Below are 19,028 nucleotides of genomic sequence, written 5' to 3'. Positions count from 1 at the left end.
TTCTCGTATATAGGTTTAAAGACTAAAATTATACACTAAAACGAATATGTTATGGAAAAATTGTCATCTCAAAAAGAGTGTTTAATCGATAAAGAAGAACATCTCGATAAAAAAGACCTTCGGAGAAGGGATTTCTTAAAATTTACCGGTGCAGGATTAGCTGGTGTCGCATTATTGGGCGTAGTTGGTTGTAAAAAAGATCGTCACGATGATGACGATATGGGTGCTGATGGTTTTTATTTTGGTAGTGGCGATATCGCAATCTTAAATTATGCTTACGCATTGGAACAGCTGGAAGCTGAATTTTATATGCAAGTGGTAAATAGTCCTTATTCAGGTATTTCAGATCTGGAGAAGACTTACTTTACGGATATTAGAGATCATGAGATTGCGCATCGTGAGTTTTTTAAAAAAGCGCTTGGTGCCAAGGCTATTTCAAGTTTGGAATTTAACCTTTCGGGGATTAATTTTTCAAGTCGTGAAAGTGTCCTAGGTACGGCGAAAACTTTTGAAGATCTAGGCGTATCGGCCTATAATGGTGCAGGTTGGTTGATTAAAGATACTGGATATCTACTTTTAGCGGGGAAAATAGTATCTGTGGAGGCTAGACATGCTGCTTTAATCCGAGATTTAATTGATAACGGTAGTTTTGCAAATCAAGAAGTCATTAATTCAAATGGTCTTGATCTTGCAAAAAGTCCTACTCAGGTACTTCAAGCTGCAGCTCCATTTATCAAATCGAAAATTGATGTAAAGGATTTACCCACTTATTAACCTTTAAATTTTATTGTTATGAATCTTTTAAATGTATTTAACGAAATAAATAATGTTGATCCGGAATTTACCGATCGCATTAATCCACGCAGAGAAGTTATTCGGAATATGGCTTCTTTTGGAAAAAAGGTCACCTTGGCTTCTTTGCCCTTTTTTATAAATAATCTATTTACGAAAGCTTATGGTGCTACGGCACCAACAGATGTCAATGGTGTGTTGAACTATGCATTAACTTTGGAGTATCTTGAAGCAGAATACTATACTATGGGTGTAGCAGCTCCTAATCTGATTCCTGCAGGTAGACCGTTAGGAGCAATAACAACCATTCGTGATCATGAAAATGCACATGTCAAATTTTTGAAACAGGTATTGGGAGATAAAGCTGTTTCTAAACCTACGTTTGATTTTACTGCGGGAGGTACGTTTGCCAATGTCTTTAGTGATTATGATACCTTCTTGGCTTTGGCACAAGCTTTTGAAGATACTGGTGTACGTGCTTATAAGGGGCAAGCGGGTATATTAGTCGGAAATAGGGTTGTACTAACGGCTGCATTACAGATCCATTCTGTCGAAGCTCGCCACGCATCGCACATTCGCCAGATGCGTAGGGCAAGGGGTGGTGCAGCGGCTAATCAAAAACCTTGGATAACTGGTGCAAATGATAGCGGAATTGGTGCTGTTGTGGATCCTGTATATATGGGGGAAGATAATAAAGTGCAAGGAGGTGTTGACATAACAACTTTGAAGGGCGCGATGGGAAATATATCCCTAGCTACTGCAACACAATCTTTTGATGAACCTTTAGCTGCTGAGGCCGTATTGAATATTGCGCAATTATTTATTAAAAATTAGTGTGTAATTTTAAAGAGAGAGTTTCTGATCCAATATGGATTGGGAGCTCTTTTTTTAACTTCAGTATTAAATAGTGCCCATCACACATAATTCTGAAAGTGTAGGGGTAGGTCTGCCACCCTCATCCTCTAATGTAATGGCAAATGCTTGTGCTTTCGGTATATTGGTCATCTTACTCAGGTCTATTGTTTTTGAATCTAATGGGAATATGCCTGCATCTACAGGCTTACCGTCTACCATGGCCCAGAGTTGATATTGTTTTCCTTGTGGAGGTGTTGGCATCTTATCCAGACTCAAATATACTTCAGCTGTTTCTTGGTTCCAGAATACAACTGCAGCTAATGTCGGTTTATTTTCTACGCCTTTTAGTAAAATCTTCTTTACGTTGGAATCTTGAAGCAATGCTAACCTGTCATACAGCTGATTAAGGGCTTGTTTTTGTATGTTTTTTTCTGTTATTACCTTGACAATTTCTGTTTTATGGTTTTCATTGTTCCAATATAAATATAGATTTGTACCGATACTAACGGCCAATAATACACTTGCCGCAATAGCCCATTGATATCTTGATGTCTTGTTAGCTGTTTCGATGCTATTATCAATTGTTGTTGAAGCTGATTGATGATTTTGATGCTCTTCTATTACAGATCCTTCACCTTTGATTTTAGACCATATGGAATCTTTTAATTTTGCGGGAGGTTCCATTGCTTGTGCATCGGCAAGCAATTCGAATGTAATCTGTGCATCTATAATTGCCTGTTGCACTTCGCGGTTATTTTTCGAAATACAGGTCAATATGCTTATTTCTTCTTCAGAAGCAAGCCCCAAGACGTAAGATTCAATGATCCCTGATGATATGTATTCTTTAATATCCAAAATTATTGATATTCTTTTAACAACTGCTGCAACTGTAAAAGTGCAGACCGTGTACGTGTTTTTATTGTACCTAATGCAATATCGAGGTGTTCAGCAATTTCTTGCTGTGTATATCCTTCATAGTAAGCCAGCTCGATTAAAATACGCCATTCTGGCCTAAGTTGATCTAGTACGTTCTTAAATCCAATGTAATCTAATTTTTTAACTTGATCCGACTGCGAATAATTTTGTTCCTCATTACTATTTACGATATTAGATAGCGACTGGTTTTTTTGATCATTTTTTACATTTTTAGATTTGTTATAATCTATAGCCGTATTGCGTGCAATGTTGATCATCCAGGTATAGAGTCTCCCTTTATCGGCATCAAATAAATCTAAATATTTCCAAATCTTCATAAATACATCCTGAATTACTTCATCTGCATAATTATTGTATGGTATTATGCGGAAAACAACTCCATATAATGCTTTCGAATAATTATCATAAAGATAATTAAAAGCACGTTGATCTTTTCTCTTTAATAAAGTGATCAATGTTTCTTCCGAAAGATTATGTAAAGGGCTCAAGTTTACCTAGGTGTATAAGATTGTATATATAAATATGATGATAATATTTGATGGAAACAAGTAATTACTATTTAAAGTACATTTTTTTCCATATCAATAATGACTTGTGGTAATGCGATTTTGAACCAAGAGGTATAAATTTCTGGGCTATTTTTGATATCTTCCAAAATTTCACTCAAGCTCATCCATTTATAGTCCTGCACCTCATCTTTGTTTATGTTTGGCTCACCAGCTATATAGCCTGTAAAGACATGGTCATATTCATGTTCTATCAAGTTGTTTTCAACTTCGGATTTGTAAACAAAAGCATGTGAAAATTTCAACGTGCTCTGTAATCCCATTTCATGATTTAACCGCTCTTCTGCACTAGTTAAGACATCTTCTCCCGGTTGTGGATGCGAACAACAGGTATTTGTCCACAAACCGGCACCGTGATATTTTTGCTCTGCTCTTTGCTGTAGCAATAACTCCCCCTTATTATTAAAGATAAAAACCGAAAATGCTCTATGTAAATGACCTTGTTTATGGGCATCAATTTTGTCCATTTCACCTAATACGCTGTCATTTTCATCGACCAGAATTACTTTATTTCTTTCCATTTTTATAATCATTAAGATGTAAGATAATTTTATTTTAATGCTTCTCCAAATACTTGCAACGCTCTGTCTCTTGCGAATTTATGTTCAACGATCGGGTGTGGATAGGCGTCTGTTCCAAACTCAGGAACCCATTTGTGGATATAAGTGAAATTTTTATCAAACTTTTCGGCTTGAATTGTGGGGTTGAACACTCTGAAATAAGGGGCTGCATCACAACCTGAACCTGCTGCCCATTGCCAATTACCATTATTGGCAGATAGGTCATAATCATTCAGATTTTGTGCAAAATAAGCTTCACCCCAACGCCAATCTAGCAGTAGATGCTTGCATAAAAAGCTCGCCACAATCATTCGGACCCGATTGTGCATAAATCCAGTTTCGTTAAGCTGCCTCAAGCCCGCATCAACAATCGGGTAGCCTGTTTTTCCTTGGCACCACAATTCAAATGTTTGTTCATCATCGCGCCATTGGATATGATCATATTGTTTTTTAAAGGATTGATTAACGACTCTGGGAAAATGATAAAGGATTTGCATAAAAAATTCCCTCCAAATCAATTCAGACAACCAGGTTTGATTATGTGCTAAACCAAATCTGACACATTTACGGATACTGATGGTGCCAAAACGTAAAGCAATACCTAATTGCGTTGTTTTTTGAAGGGTAGGGTAATCTCTGAATTGATCATATTCATCAATAATCAAGGAATCTAATGTTGGAAGGTTGAAAAGGTACTCTGTTTTTTCAAAACCGATGTCATGCAAAGAAAGGATTATTGAGCGTGTCTGTTTGTAAAAATTTGTGAAATTTATTTCTAATGATTGATAATTTTTAGGGCTTAAATTTTCTTTCCATTTTTTTGAATATGGTGTATAAACCGTATAAGGGCTGCCATCTTTCTTTAGAATATCATTTTTGTCAAAAATGACTTGGTCTTTATAGGCCTTAAAAGGAATGTTTTTATTAGCAAAAAAATCATAGATTTCCGTATCTCGAGCAATGGCTTGCGGTTCGTAATCACGGTTACAATAAACGGCTTGAATAGCAAACTCATCAGCAAGTATTTTGTAGATTTCTAATGGATTGCCATGAAAGGTCTTCAAAGTTGAACCCAGTGAATTCAATTCTAGATTAATGTTTGTTAAGGCTTGATGGATATAATCTACCCTTCTATCTTTTTTATTCTCCAATTTATCCAAGATAGCTTGATCGAATATAAAAATGGGCACAACGGGGAATGCTGAAGAAAGTGCGTGGTATAAACCTACATTATCTTCCAACCGTAGATCTCTGCGAAACCAGAATAGGGATACTTTATTTTTCATTCAGATAAGGGTTGTTGTTTCTATCGTGCTTGATCCATAGTAACTTCTTCGTGTCGTAACCTATCTGAGTCGCTATGTCTAAAAAATTTGACTTCACTTCTTCTGGTATAGTTTTGTTTCTAGATAAGATCCATAAATAATCTAAATTCTTTCCTGCAATCAGTGCGTAGTGGTAGTCATCATCTAATGCAATCACATTATAGCCCGAATAGAAAGGTCCAAAAAAGCTCACCTTTAGTGCACCAATGGTTTTATCTCCTCTGAACTTCGCTAAGCCATCCGCTTTTTTCCATTCATTCTTTTTAAAATTATAGCCGCTATTCAGGACAACTACATTTCCTTTTTCATTTAAGCTATATTGTGCCGAAGTATTATCTAAGTCTTTTTCAAATCGAAAATCAAATCGTGCAATTTCATACCATGTACCGAGATAACGGTTGACATCAAAATTTTGAATGGCCGTGGCGCTTTTTGGAATGGATGTACAGGAAAAAAAGAGTGTTGATATACTAATAAGCAAAACCGTCGGAATAATCCATTTATTTTGTAAATTCATTTTGTTGTTTTTGAAAGAGTTTAAAAAAATATAGAACTAATAAGAATTGTGTATAGCCATAGACAGCATCTTCAATAGGAATCGTTAGGATACGAAACCCTAAAAAATCTTTAGGATTATAATTTACAATAGGAGAGTCTAAGCCGAAACCTGTCAATATACCATTTACTGGAAAAAAACCTAACATCAATATGCTGAAAACCAGAGATGCCTTTCCAATCCAATCTACCCGAGCTATAAAATGTAAATATAGGAGGGTGGTTATCGTAATTACAGCGGTAGTAAGGGTATAAATTTTATCGTGATGCAAAAGAGCAATTACTGAACAAGTAATCACACTGATGAAAACGACAATATTATTCAAAGCACTTAACCAATCTAGTTTGAAAAATTTGTCAAAACAGAAATAAGTGAAAATACAGGAAAATGGAATGAGGAGAAAAAACAACCATTCTTCTAGTGGTAATCCTGCTAGGTTAAGGCCGAGTGTATAGTCTGTATTGAACCACCAAACACCCATTGATGTGAACCAGATATCCCAAGCGATAAAAGGTGTGGCTACCAGTATGGAGGCTTTAAGGAAAGCGCCAAAGTGATGATTAAAAAGAATCCTTTTATCAAATGATGCGAAAAAGCAAATGATAATCGTGAAAAATAAAACCAAAGAATAGGTATATGCAGTCATTATTTTGGTGAATTAAAATACATTTTAAAATATTTGATAGGAACATATAAAAACCCAAAACATTCACCATTATGTTTATTAGTATGTTTATGATGCTGTTTATGAGCCCTACGTATTGCTAAGAAGTAAGGGTTCTTCGTTTTGGAAAAACACTTAATTCGCTGATGGATAAAGATATCGTGTACAAAAAAGTAGGCTATGCCGTAGAGCATGATTCCCAAACCAATATAAAATAGATGATTGAAATCTGCTAATGAACCATAATACATCAATATAATAGTCGGCAAGGCAAATATGACAAAGAAATAGTCGTTTTTTTCGAGTTTGCCTATGTTGCTGTGGTCGTGGTGGTCTTTGTGTAAAACCCATAATAAACCATGCATAATATATTTATGAATAAGCCAAGTAGCAGCTTCCATTAATATAAAAACAAAGAGTATAATTAAATAATTCATAATTATGATTTAACTCTGTTGAACATTTTTTCTAAAACTTCAAAACGATATTTGAAAATTTTATTTAATTTGTTTTTAACAAAAAGTTGATGTGCAATGGTACCCAATATTCCGAATGGTAGTTCATACGTTATTGTATCTTTTATTAAAACTCCTTTTTCATTCGGTAGAAACTCGTGAAAATGATTCCAATATTTATAAGGTCCTTGCTCTTGGAAATCGGTAAAACTAATATTGGGATCAACTTGTGTGATGCGGGTTCTCCATTTAATTTGAATTTTTAGTATCGGTGAGATGGTATAATTTATCAATTGCCCTTCATAAATAGTATGATTATTGTCTTTTGATAATACGATAAATTGCATCTCTTTTGGTGTTATCTTCTCGAGATTGTGTGGCGATGAGAAAAAATCCCAAGCCGTATCTAAATCACAATTAAGTTGTTGCTCTCTTAATAATTTGTATCTCATGACTTATGATCCATTAGGTTGTCTATATTTAATAATACGATATTGGATGAAATTTGTTTTTTGTGTATTTTGATAAATATAATATCTGTTTCCATTTGATTAGAGTATCCTAAAAAAGAAGGTGTATTTTTTTGAATGGACAATCGAATAAATTTTAAATCAGCACTTTGTGGTTCTTGTGTGATGGCAAGCTCAAGATTTTTCTTTCCTTCTTTAAATGTACTGAGCTTTTTCAGTGGATTGAAAACATGCTTGGCCCGTATCGTCTGAAAACCTCCTAAATAACCCAGATAGATGGGGTTGCTTTTAACTGTATGTAATTGTTTTATCATAAGCATGCACAACTTTTTATCAGATACGGCCTTACCGTAATTCGTTCGTACGATATCCAGATCTATCCATTTGGGCTGTGCATTGATCTGGGGTGAAAAAGTGATGAGCATTATTAAGATAGATATTTTCATAAGAATGCTGTTTTATAGCGTAAATAGCTTTTTAATGCAACGTAGGCTTTATAAGAGTTTGGAATTCGAATCCTATTTTCTAAAATTTCTGCAGAGGATTTGCTTTTTATCTTTTCAAATAAAGATAAATAATATTTATAAGCTAGATATACACCAAACATGGATGATTTAGGTAGTTTTCTTATGCCTATTAGAGCCTCCTTAAATTCTAATTCTATTTCATCTTCAATCTGACTTTTTACGGAATTGTTGAACATGACCATATCAATATTAGGAAAATAAGTACGTCCCAGTGTTTGATAGTCATCTTTTAAATCCCTTAAAAAATTGACTTTTTGGAAAGCCGACCCGAGTTTCATAGCATAAGGTTTTAATTCTTCATAATATTCCCTATCACCATTTGTGAATATTTGTAAACACATCAGTCCTACGACTTCAGCAGATCCATAGATATATTCATTGTATAGTGTCGAATTGTATTCTATTTTTTGCAGATCCATTTCCATGCTGTGAAGAAATTGGTCTAATAGATCTTTGTCAATACGATATCGATTAAATGTTTCCTGAAAAGATTGTAAAATAGGGTTGAGTGAAATACCTTCTTTTAAGGCATAATATGTCTCTATCTTCAATCTATTTAATAGTTTCTCTTTATCGTAATCGTGAAAGCTGTCAACAATTTCGTCGACTAATCTCACATAGCCATAGATAGCGTAAATAGCAGGTTGAATAGTTGGTTTTAATGCAAGTATACCTAAAGAGAAACTTGTACTATACTTTTCGGTGGTTTTTTTGCTTACTTCGTAAGATAGTTCATCAAATAGTTTTTTCATAGTAATTCGTTATTAGAATATTCATTTCATTAGCTACTAATTTGCCTGATATTATAGACGGTGGAACTCCTGGGCCGGGCACGGTCAATTGACCAGTATAAAAAAGATTACTTATTTTTTTATTTCTAATTTTTGGTTTTAATACTGCCGTTTGTCCTAATGTGTTGGCGAGGCCATATGCATTTCCACCGTATGCATTATAATCTGAAATAAAATCGCTCACGCAATAGCTTTTCTTATATTCAATTTTTGAGTATAAATCGCTTATTCCTGTGTGCTTTTCAATTCTTGAAAGCATCTCTAGTAAATATTTTTCTCTTGTATTCTCATCATCATTTAACCCAATTGCTAAAGGCATTAATAGGAATAAATTATCTCTATTTTGTGGTGCAACATTCGGGTCTGTTTTAGAAGGACAGCAACAATAAAATAAAGGTTTTTCGGGCCATTTTTTATTCCCATAGATACAATCAATATGTCCATCTATTTCATTTTCAAAAAAAAGTGTATGATGTCTGAGATTAGGAATTATGTCCTTAATGCCTAAATAAAAAATTAGACTGGAGGGAGCGAAAGTTCTTTGTCTCCAATATCTATCGCTGTAATTTCTAAGATTTTCTGGTAATAGTGTTTCTGTATGATGATAATCGGACGATGCAATGACGGCGTCAAATTTATAACTTTCACCATTTATAATCAGAGAAGTTATTTTTCCATTCTCGGAGTTTATTTTTTCTAAAGTATGATTGAAATGAAAAGATACGCCTTGCTTTTCGGCGATATTTTGTATCGCTAATACCAATTGATAGAATCCTCCAAGTGGATAGTGAGTTCCTAAAGCATAACCTCCATAATTCATTAAACTGTACATAGCTGGAATATTTTTGGGCGAAGCACCTAGAAATATTACAGGAAATTCCATTAATGTTCTTAATTTTTGGTTTTTAAAGTATTTAGCTATGTAGGTTCTGAAATTGGTCAATAGATCAAGTTTTAAAGCGCTTTTTAAGATTTCAGGTGAAATGAATTCACTCCAATTATGACAAGGTTTATTAACGAATTTTTGCATTCCAATTTCATATTTGAATTTAGCAGATTGCATAAATTTGTCTAATTGTTTTCCTGAATCAATTTCAATACTTTCAAATAGGATTTTTAAGTCTTCATATTTTTTAGGTATTGAAATCTTTTCATCATCAAAAATCATTTCGAATTGTGGATTTAGAGAAATCAACTCAAAAAAATCTGATGTTTTATAACCAAAATCTGAGAAGAAATTTTCCATAATATCAGGCATCCAATACCAGCTTGGACCCATATCGAAAACATACCCTTGTTCTGTAGAAAACTGCCTAGCTCTACCTCCTGGCTGATTGTGTTTTTCGAATACATGAACTTCATATCCCGATTGTGCAGCATATGCAGCTGCAGACATCCCAGAGAACCCAGAACCTATAATAGCTATTTTCTTTTTTGCTTTCATATTGACTTTACTCTATCTGTAATTCTTTTCACCTCATTTGTTTCTTCCAATAATGATTGGGTATATGGTGAAATGTTTTAATAGGATCTTTTACTTTTTAAAGTTTCAGCAATCAGATGCTCGGCTTCGATGTTTTTATCGTAGATTATTTGATGGAAACGATCGAGCTTGTTTAAGATTCTAATCAATTCCATCTTTTCGTTATGGTTCAAATCTCCGGTCACAAGGGTACTAGCTTGTCTTATTCGATTCATTTGTTGCTCTAATGCCATTAATCCTTTTTCCGTAATATCAAGAAGCTTGCTTCTCTTATCTGTTTCTGAATCAGTTTGATTCACCCATCCTTGTTTTATTAGTCGATTAATAATTTGCATACCAACAGGTTTTTCATGTACATTTCTCTTTATCAACTCCATTTTTTTCATCTTTCCAAATGCCTTTAAGTTGATGAGATAGATAAAATCCTCTTGCGTGGCAAATGCTGAACCATGTATAGCTGATTTGGAATAAGATTTGGCATACCTATTCATATGTACAATCAAAGTATTGATAACACTTTCAGGACTTCGACCATTTTCTTTTCCTTCCCAATTAGGCTCCTGATCTATTTCATTACTGGAATTGTCTATAATCCATTTTTTAAACCCATCGACTTGTTGACTATATGCATCAGCATGTAAATTTTCTATTTCAAATTTCTCAATTAAATCAAGAACATCTTTAACAAGAGTATAATTCATATTCATAATATAATATACAAATATACTTATTTTTAATTAATTAGTATATTAATATACATTATTTAATTTATGATTTTCTGGATATAGCTTAAAGATGAGTACAGTATATCTCTCTAATCTCAATGAATTTATGTGTTGGAGGCTTAATAAAATCTATTTGGGATAGAATTGATATACATATATACAATAAGGGCTGAAGAACATCAGCAATTATATATATGTTATAATGGGATGATTGGAATTGATAAAAAAATCCTTCTCTATCTAGAGAAGGATTTTTGAAATATAATTTTCCTATTGATCTAAAAACTCTTCTACGAAAGCGTCAAATGCCTGTGGATTCTCTGCCTGGACCCAGTGTCCTGCATTGGGAATAGTTTTTATCACGGCTTGTGGAAATTGAGCTTCTATATGAGCTTTGTCTTCCGGAAGGATATATCTTGATTTTTCTCCGGCAAGGAATAAGGTGGGTCCCTTAAAGATACCGGACTTGACACCAACGGTGATGAAATCTTCGTATTTACCTTGTAACACTTCTAAATTGAAACGCCATCCCAAACTTCTATCTTCTTTGATATAGACGTTTTTTAATAGAAATTGAATTACGCCAGGTTCTTTAATGTATTGTTCCAATGCTGTTTGTACATCCTTTCGATTTTCTTTTGATCCGATATCGACTGCACATAAAGCATTGAATATATCTTCGTGATGTGGTGGATACGCTTTAGGTGCAATGTCTGCAATAATCAACTTAGCCATTATTTCAGGATGGTCAATGGCAAATTGCATGCCTACCTTACCCCCTAATGAATGGCCCAATAGATATACTTGGTCAGCTCCGATTGACGCGATATAAGCGGAAAGATCATCTACCATCACTTCGATAGACATTTCATCACTATGAAAACTGCGACCATGGTTACGCAGGTCCAAGAGATGCACTTGTCTGTTTTCTCCGAAACTGCGACCAAAGGTTCCCCAATTGTCCGACATACCAAATAGACCATGTATGACCACTAATGGGATCCCGTTATTTTCAGCACCATATATCTTGCTATACTGTAATTCTTCCAATGTTAATCCGTTTTTAATGAATGATTGTGTTGCTTATCCAAAATTACGAAAATTAATTTATAGGAGTGATTGACTCCGTCTGTTTAAGGGCTATCGTATATATCAATCAAGAAAGCCATCCTCTTTTTGGATGGCTTTCTTGATTATTAGGAATGTAAATTTACTTATTCTACCAGATCTAGTTGCCAATCAACATTTTCGCCTTGATGAGCGAGGGGTGCTTGGTAGTTACTTCTGTTGGTGAACATGTACTAAGACTGGTTTTTTGTAACGGATTTTTTGTTGATTTTTTTACCGTCATTTATCTTAGTTTATACTGTAAGCTATTAATTATTGAGCCCAGCCGCCACCTAACGATCGGTAAAGCGATACAACGGCAGAAAGTTCGGCTTTCTTGACTTGTGCAAGTTCCAATTCACTTTGCAGCATATTGCTTTGTGCTGTGATGACTTCTAAATATGTGGCCATACCGGTTTCGAAAAGTAAATCGGCATGCTGAATGGCTTTCTTCAATCGGTTGGTTCTTTCCTGTGTGATCTGTTGTTTTTCTTTCAATTTTTGAATTGAAATCAAAGCATCGGAAACTTCTCCAACCGCTGTGATAACCGTTTGTTTGAATCGGATGACGTTTTTTTCTTGATCAATTTGTGCGATTTCGTATTGTGTTTTTAGTTCACGACGTTGAAATATAGGCTGTGTAATACTACCTGCAACAGCGCCAAATAAGGAAGCCGGTATATTGAACCAATTGCTGCTTTTGAATGCGTTGATTCCTGCTTCGGCACTGATGACCAATGAAGGATACATCTTTGCTTTGGCATAATGCTGATAGGCTTTGGCGCTTGTCACGGCTAGCTCTGCTTGTTTAACATCAGGTCTACGACTTAATAGATCGGCGGGTACTCCAGCAGACCAATTTTCTGTAAGTTGAATATTGGCCAGTTTTTCTTCGATTTTAATCGCCTGTGGTAGTCTACCGCTGAGGATTTGAAGTGCATTTTCCTGTATATGGATCTGCTGTTCGAAATCTGGAATGAGGCTGGCAGCTGCTAGACGTTGTGCATCGACCTGTTCTACAGCCAACATACTAATGTCGCCAACTTCATATTGTTGTTGGACAATACGCAATGTACTGTCACTGAGACGTAGATTTTGTTGCGCAATCTCATGAAACTGATATAGCATAAGTAATTGATAGTATCCTTGCGCTACTTGTGAAATCAATTGCGTCTGCACTGCTTTTTTTGCTTCCTCGGTTTGTAAATAAGAAGCCAATGCTACTGTATTTTGACTCTTGATCTTTCCCCATAGATCAGCTTCCCAAGATAGTCCTAACGATGCTGTATAATCTTCAACATGGTTTTGACCTAAAAACTGACCGAGACTCAATCCATTCATACTGTTGTTGGAAGGATTGGTACTATTGGCTTTTATCTGCAATTGCAGATTGGGAAGATAGTTGGCTTTTGCCTGTTTAAACATCAGCTGTGATGACTCAATGTTTTTAATGGCAAGCTGCATGTCTACATTATGTTGGATGGCACTGTCAATCAGATCTTGTAAGATGCGGTCTTGAAAAAAGTCTCGCCACGGAATGGAGCTGATACTTATTTCTTTTGCTCCTTCTTCCTGGTCACGAAAGTGAGTCGGAAGGCTAGGGGCAAGATCTTTGTTGTTGATCAGTTTTTCGGTTTTACAAGACCACATAACAAGGGGTAAGATGAAAACCATCAGTATGTTTGCTCTTATATTCATGTATTTCGATTTTGTCATTGTTTCACTAAAAAGTTGTATGTGCTGGTTCGCTAACAGTTTCTGGTCTGTCCAATTCTTGCTCTCGAGTAGGCTTCTGACTTACTTTCTCTTGTAGATATTGGAAGAAGATGAAGAGTACTGGGATGATGAATAGTCCAAGTACGACTCCACTGATCATACCACCGGCTGCGGCAATACTGATGGAGTGATTTCCTTGCGCGGATGGTCCTATAGCAGTCATCATTGGGATCATTCCGACGATAAATGCGAGTGAGGTCATAATAATAGGCCTTAGGCGTAATTTTGCGGCTTTTAAGGCAGCACTTGTAATGGAAAGTCCGCGTTTACGACCCTGAATGGCAAACTCAACGATCAGAATGGCATTTTTGGCTAATAAGCCAATTAGCATAACCAAGGCGACCTGTACATAGATATTGTTGGATATATCGGTTAGACTAATGGCCGCAAATACCCCAAAGATTCCTGTTGGAATGGATAGGATGACCGCTAATGGAATGATATAACTTTCATATTGTGCAGCAAGCAGGAAATAAACAAATATTAAACATAGGATGAAAATAAGGGTGGATTGTCCGCCTGAGACAATCTCTTCCTTTGTCATACCTGAGAATTCGTAAGTATATCCTGTAGGAAGATGCTGTTTTGCCACTTCTTCTACCGCACGAATCGCATCTCCTGAACTGTATCCAGGTTTTGGAATCGCATTGATACCAATGGAGTTGAAAAGGTTATAGCGTGATGCTGTTTCTGGACCATATACACGTGTCATGGTAACCAGCGTATTGATTGGAACCATATCTCCCTGACGATTCTTAACGAAAATACCATCCATGGAAGAAGGCTCGGTACGGTCTTTTACATCCGCCTGAACCATAACACGGTAGTATTTACCAAATCGGTTGAAGTCTGAAGCTTGTGCACTACCAAAGTATGCTTGCATAGTCTGCAGGATGCTTTTGGTACTTACACCGAGCTGCTCGGCTTTGATGTCATCAACTTGTAATTCGTACTGTGGATAGTCGGCTTTAAATGTCGTAAAGGCCATCATGATTTCCGGACGTTTCATCAGTTGCCCTATAAATTGTTGTCCTACGGTACTGAATTTACCTAGCTGACCACCGCTTCTATCTTGTAGGACCATATCGAGTCCATCCACATTGCTAAATCCTGGAACGGTAGGGAAGGTGAAGACGAAAAAGTTAGCTCCTTTAATTTTGGATAAGCGTTGGTTGACATCCGCCATGATGGCATTGATATCCTTTATGGCTCCTCGTTCTTTATGTGATTTGAGGAGGATAAAAGCTACCCCAGCAGATGGACTTGTTGACTGTGTCAAAATATTGAAACCGGCTAAAATATTCAATGTTTTTGTAAATTCGGCATGTTGCAATTGTTGTTCTGCTTCGGCCAATGCATTTGATGTGCGGTCTAATGACGCTCCAGCAGGCATAGAAAGAGATACCGCAATAAAACCCTGATCTTCCGAAGGAATAAATCCGGTTGGTGTCTTGCGAATCATGACAACGGTAAGGAGTAAAATAACACCTAAAGCACTGAATGCAATCCATTTGTAACGAACCAAGAAACGAAGACTACCGATATAATTTTTAGTTAATCGATCAAAACCAACATTGAATCCTACGAAGAAGCGTTCTTTAAAGTTAAGCTTCTTGGTATCGGACTGGTCATGATGTATGGGTTTGAGAAATAGTGCACAGAGAGCAGGACTTAATGTCAAGGCATTGATCGCTGAAATGACAATGGCAATAGCCAAAGTAAAGGCAAACTGCCGATAGAATACTCCTGTTGATCCCTCCATAAATCCAATAGGAAGGAATACAGCTGACATGACCAAAGTAATGGAAATAATGGCACCTGTGATTTCGCTCATGGCCGATGTGGTGGCCAATTTTGGGGGTAGATGTTCATGCTCCATCTTAGCATGCACGGCCTCGACGACCACAATAGCATCATCGACCACAATACCGATGGCGAGGACGAGTGCAAAGAGTGTCAGTAAGTTAATCGAGAAACCGAATAACTGCATGAAGAAAAAGGTTCCGACAATCGCTACAGGAACTGCAATAGCAGGAATAAGCGTTGATCTAAAATCTTGTAAGAATAGGAATACTACTAAAAATACCAGAATGAAAGCTTCCATCAGGGTATGCTTAACCTGATCGATGGATTGATCTAAAGCATCTTTGGTATTGTAAAGTACGAGGTATTTTACACCTTTAGGGAAACTTAAAGATGCTTTTTCCATAAATTCCTGGATTGCAATCTGAATCTCATTAGCATTGGAACCTGCCAATTGCATCACACCGATATTAAGTCCTGGTTTCCCATTGATACGTGTGTGGCTGGCATAGGTATAAGAACCTAATTCAACACGCGCAACATCTTTGAGTCTTAGAACGGACCCATCTGTATTCGAACGGATGATGATGTTTTCATAATCACTTGGTTCATTGAGCTTTCCTTTGTATTTGATAACGAATTCAAAAGCCTCTTTGCTGCTTTCACCGAATTTACCCGGAGCAGCTTCAACGTTTTTATCCTGAATGGCGGCCATAACCTCTTCTGGCGTCAGTTTGTAAGTTGCCATCTGATTGGGTTTGAGCCAAACACGCATGGAATAATCCTTACTTCCACCAAAAGGCAATGCTTGTCCTACACCGGGGATACGTTTCAGTTCAGGAATTATGTTGATCTGCGCATAGTTGGTGATAAAGGTTTGATCGTACTTGCTCTCGTCTTCGGTATAAAGATCTAAAACCATGATCAAACTGTTTTGCTGCTTTGCAGTCGTAATCCCTGCTTGTACGACTTCGCTTGGAAGTTGACTGGTTGCTTGGGAAACACGGTTTTGAACATTCACTGCGGCTTGATCGGGATCGGTACCTAGTTTGAAATAAACGGTAATCATTAGTGATCCATCATTACTGGCTGTGGAACTCATGTAACTCATATTTTCTACACCATTGATGGACTCCTCTAAAGAAGGGGCTACAGCACGGAGTACCGTCTCGGCATTTGCCCCGGGATAAAGTGCGGTTACTTGTACTGCGGGGGGAGCAATATCGGGAAACTGTTGTAAAGGAAGTTTCAGGATCCCAATAATACCCAGTATGACGAGCAGAATGGAGATCACAGTAGCAAGTACAGGTCTTTCTATAAATTTCTTAAGCATGTGTTTGTCGTATTATGTTTAGTTGATACTGTCTTTTGGTAGCGCTTGCGGTGTAATCAATTGACCATCTTGCAGCAGATCGATTCCTTTGTATACGATGCGGTCTCCTTCTTTAAGGCCTTTGCTGACGAGGTAACTGGCTCCGCTTTTTCCGATAATTGTGATAGGCTGTTGTACCACTTTGTTTTCTTTGTTGACAGTATATACGAAGATTTTGTCCTGCATCTCGAGTGTCGCTACTTGTGGTACTAAGAGCGTATTGTCATATTTCTTCTGTAATCTGACACGGCCTGTATTTCCATTTCTTAAAATTCCTTCTGGATTTTTGAAAGTAGCGCGTAAGGTAATGGCTCCAGTATTTTTGTCAAATTGGCCATCCACCATATCGATCTTACCGGTCTGATCATAGATGCTTTGATCGGATAGCACCAAGTTGATAGGAGGAAGGTTGTTTAACTTTTGCTGCAGATCGCTACCTGCTGTATTGTTTTTGAATGCGATGAAATCATTCTCGGAAAGAGAAAAGTAAACGTGCAAATCTTGTACATTGGACAATGCAGTCAATGGTTGCGCATCGACAGGACTAACTAAGCTTCCTTGTTTTTTCTGTAATCTTCCAATATAACCGTCTGTAGTCGCGCGTATCAACGTATAACCCATGTTTATTTTAGCTGATTCGACTGCTGAAAGGGCGAGTTGAACATTAGCTTGGGCTGCGTTACGCACACTGGTTGCTGTTTTGAGTTGAAAATCTGTCAATACCTTGTTGTTGACCAAGCGTGTCTTTTTCTCTACTTCTAAAGCAGCATTTTCTAAATCAGCCCGTGCAGAAAGTAGGTTCGCCTGAGCTTGGTTGAGCTGTTCTTGGTAAGGGCGGTCGTTGATCTTGAATAATGGCTGACCTTTCTTGACTTTTGCTCCTTCATCGACAAAGATGCGGTCTAAAATACCTTCTACCTGTGGCCTAATTTCAATATTAGCAGATGCTTCGATGCTAGCAGGGTATTCTTGATAGACAGTCTCCTGACCACTCGAAATGCTCATTACAGGTAAACTTGCTGGGGGCGGAGGTACGGGTTTACTGGTTCCTGTTGTGCAGCTATATAGGAAAATAGCCGATAGAAAATAAAGGTACTTTACTGCATTAAGTTGTTTAACACTGTTAAGTAATGAGGCGTAAATTTTCTTAAAATCTAGTAATAGATGTGTTTTCATGTTATATCAAAAATTGAAGTATGTTATATTTAACACCGTTAAGTTATTTAACGTTGTATTTTTTAGGGTAAAAAAAACTAATCTGTCAGTGAGCGTGTGATTCCGTAAATTGCATCTTTCAAAACTTCTTGATTGGTAATATCTCCGTTTCCCTGATTGACCAGGTTGATGGATACCAAACCATGAATAATCGACCAGTAGGTAAAGTACTTTCTACAGACCAATTCTTCGGCAGGATTTTTATCTTTCATAATCTCACGGATGACATCGCTGATTAGCTTACCATGAGATTCTGCACATCTATAGGTCTTTTCAAATCCACAGCAGGCTGTACCGACACCAAACATCAATTGATAAAGTTCGCTTTCGTCAAATGCAAAATCCCAATAGCTAAACCACATGGCTTCTAATTGTTTTTCAAGATCAGTTTCTGTAGATTTCGCTTCTTTTACCTTTTGGGCAAGCAGTCTATAGCCTTGGTTAGCAAGCTCTGTTAAGATGGCATCCTTGTTAGCAAAGTATTCATAAATCATGGGTGCCGAATATTCGATGATATCGGCGATCTTACGCATGCTCAATGCCTGCCATCCCTCTTCTTTTACAATTTGAAGAGAGGCGTCAAGAATGTTGCTTCTATTTTCGTCTTTAAGACGTTGTATGCGATCTTTACTAGCCATGCTTTATTTAGCATAAATGATTTAACAGTGTTAAGCAAAATTCTAACTTTTCTTTTATATTTATGACATATCAAAGTCATTAAATATAAAAGGTATTTATATGCATTCTCATAGGATTTTATTATTTATACTTTCATCGTTTGAATTCTAAATGTATAAAATTTTAATAACTGCTGTTGTGTATTGAATACCAGTTGTTTAGCGAAAAATTATATCTTTTATAATATGACAGATTTACTATACAACAGCGGTATGCCGATGAATACGGAAAACCCGAATAGAAGGCTAAAGAACCGATTTATCCGATAACTGATTCCTTGATGAAGAAATTGAACCTTACCAAATAGGGATGGTTGATATTGAATCATGTTTACATGCAATCACAGCTGCGAGATATAAGATGAACTATCCA

General features: G+C 36.5%; 19 protein-coding genes. 2 read left to right on the top strand and 17 right to left on the bottom strand.

Features of this window, described 5'->3' with window-relative positions:
• Nucleotides 1-51: 51 nt before the first annotated feature.
• Together KO02_RS16695 and KO02_RS16690 are read left to right on the top strand one after the other, a co-directional pair.
• A complete protein-coding gene (locus KO02_RS16695) occupies nt 52-774 on the top strand; it encodes a ferritin-like domain-containing protein (RefSeq protein ID WP_038700106.1) in 723 nt (240 codons plus the stop codon).
• A gap of 18 nt (nt 775-792) precedes the next feature.
• Nucleotides 793-1,626, top strand: a complete 834-nt coding sequence (locus tag KO02_RS16690; RefSeq protein ID WP_038700104.1) for a ferritin-like domain-containing protein — start codon at nt 793-795, stop codon at nt 1,624-1,626.
• Between the two features lie 66 nt (nt 1,627-1,692).
• On the opposite strand, the gene KO02_RS16685 is transcribed toward KO02_RS16690, so the two are convergent.
• The 17 genes from KO02_RS16685 to KO02_RS16605 form a co-directional block, all read right to left on the bottom strand.
• The gene (locus tag KO02_RS16685; RefSeq protein WP_038700102.1) at nt 1,693-2,502 is read right to left on the bottom strand and encodes an anti-sigma factor domain-containing protein; all 810 of its coding nucleotides are present in this window, start codon (nt 2,500-2,502) and stop codon (nt 1,693-1,695) included.
• 2 nt (nt 2,503-2,504) lie between these two features.
• Nucleotides 2,505-3,071, bottom strand: coding sequence for an RNA polymerase sigma factor (locus tag KO02_RS16680; protein WP_038700100.1), 567 nt, complete (start codon nt 3,069-3,071; stop codon nt 2,505-2,507).
• A 71-nt stretch (nt 3,072-3,142) separates the two neighbouring features.
• On the bottom strand, nt 3,143-3,670 hold the full coding sequence (idi, locus tag KO02_RS16675) for an isopentenyl-diphosphate Delta-isomerase (RefSeq protein WP_038702876.1): 528 nt from the start codon (nt 3,668-3,670) through the stop codon (nt 3,143-3,145).
• A 29-nt stretch (nt 3,671-3,699) separates the two neighbouring features.
• Nucleotides 3,700-4,995 (bottom strand): cryptochrome/photolyase family protein, encoded by a 1,296-nt coding sequence (locus KO02_RS16670; RefSeq protein ID WP_038700098.1) that lies wholly within the window; start codon nt 4,993-4,995, stop codon nt 3,700-3,702.
• On the bottom strand, nt 4,985-5,551 hold the full coding sequence (locus KO02_RS16665; RefSeq protein ID WP_038700096.1) for a lipocalin family protein: 567 nt from the start codon (nt 5,549-5,551) through the stop codon (nt 4,985-4,987). Before KO02_RS16665 ends, KO02_RS16670 begins: the two co-directional genes overlap by 11 nt.
• A complete protein-coding gene (locus KO02_RS16660; protein WP_038700094.1) occupies nt 5,535-6,236 on the bottom strand; it encodes a lycopene cyclase domain-containing protein in 702 nt (233 codons plus the stop codon). The genes KO02_RS16665 and KO02_RS16660 overlap by 17 nt, the downstream gene beginning before the upstream one ends.
• Nucleotides 6,236-6,691, bottom strand: a complete 456-nt coding sequence (locus KO02_RS16655; protein WP_038700092.1) for a sterol desaturase family protein — start codon at nt 6,689-6,691, stop codon at nt 6,236-6,238. The genes KO02_RS16660 and KO02_RS16655 overlap by 1 nt, the downstream gene beginning before the upstream one ends.
• Nucleotides 6,692-6,693: 2 nt before the next feature.
• Complete coding sequence (locus KO02_RS16650; RefSeq protein WP_038700090.1) at nt 6,694-7,161, bottom strand: SRPBCC family protein; 468 nt, start codon at nt 7,159-7,161, stop codon at nt 6,694-6,696.
• The gene (locus KO02_RS16645; protein ID WP_038700088.1) at nt 7,158-7,625 is read right to left on the bottom strand and encodes a hypothetical protein; all 468 of its coding nucleotides are present in this window, start codon (nt 7,623-7,625) and stop codon (nt 7,158-7,160) included. The genes KO02_RS16650 and KO02_RS16645 overlap by 4 nt, the downstream gene beginning before the upstream one ends.
• Nucleotides 7,622-8,458, bottom strand: a complete 837-nt coding sequence (locus tag KO02_RS16640) for a phytoene/squalene synthase family protein (protein WP_038700086.1) — start codon at nt 8,456-8,458, stop codon at nt 7,622-7,624. The genes KO02_RS16645 and KO02_RS16640 overlap by 4 nt, the downstream gene beginning before the upstream one ends.
• The gene (locus KO02_RS16635; RefSeq protein ID WP_038700084.1) at nt 8,442-9,941 is read right to left on the bottom strand and encodes a phytoene desaturase family protein; all 1,500 of its coding nucleotides are present in this window, start codon (nt 9,939-9,941) and stop codon (nt 8,442-8,444) included. The genes KO02_RS16640 and KO02_RS16635 overlap by 17 nt, the downstream gene beginning before the upstream one ends.
• A gap of 77 nt (nt 9,942-10,018) precedes the next feature.
• The gene (locus tag KO02_RS16630) at nt 10,019-10,681 is read right to left on the bottom strand and encodes a MarR family winged helix-turn-helix transcriptional regulator (protein WP_038702874.1); all 663 of its coding nucleotides are present in this window, start codon (nt 10,679-10,681) and stop codon (nt 10,019-10,021) included.
• A 294-nt stretch (nt 10,682-10,975) separates the two neighbouring features.
• Nucleotides 10,976-11,755, bottom strand: a complete 780-nt coding sequence (locus KO02_RS16625; RefSeq protein WP_038700082.1) for an alpha/beta fold hydrolase — start codon at nt 11,753-11,755, stop codon at nt 10,976-10,978.
• A 330-nt stretch (nt 11,756-12,085) separates the two neighbouring features.
• Entirely contained in the window at nt 12,086-13,510 is a 1,425-nt protein-coding gene (locus KO02_RS16620; protein ID WP_038700080.1) for a TolC family protein, read from the bottom strand.
• A gap of 25 nt (nt 13,511-13,535) precedes the next feature.
• Nucleotides 13,536-16,724 (bottom strand): efflux RND transporter permease subunit, encoded by a 3,189-nt coding sequence (locus KO02_RS16615; protein WP_038700078.1) that lies wholly within the window; start codon nt 16,722-16,724, stop codon nt 13,536-13,538.
• Nucleotides 16,725-16,742: 18 nt separating this feature from the next.
• Nucleotides 16,743-17,939: an efflux RND transporter periplasmic adaptor subunit gene (locus KO02_RS16610; RefSeq protein ID WP_038700076.1), complete on the bottom strand. Its 1,197-nt coding sequence runs from the start codon at nt 17,937-17,939 to the stop codon at nt 16,743-16,745.
• A 77-nt stretch (nt 17,940-18,016) separates the two neighbouring features.
• Nucleotides 18,017-18,616 carry a TetR/AcrR family transcriptional regulator gene (locus KO02_RS16605; RefSeq protein ID WP_038700074.1) on the bottom strand — a complete coding sequence of 200 codons (600 nt, stop codon included), beginning with the start codon at nt 18,614-18,616 and terminating at the stop codon, nt 18,017-18,019.
• Nucleotides 18,617-19,028 lie beyond the last annotated feature (412 nt).

Origin of the sequence: Sphingobacterium sp. ML3W, from assembly GCF_000747525.1 — a bacterium.
In the GTDB taxonomy this organism is placed as follows: domain Bacteria; phylum Bacteroidota; class Bacteroidia; order Sphingobacteriales; family Sphingobacteriaceae; genus Sphingobacterium.
Note: the sequence above shows the minus strand (reverse complement) of the source record. Positions and strands in the feature narration are given on the sequence as shown.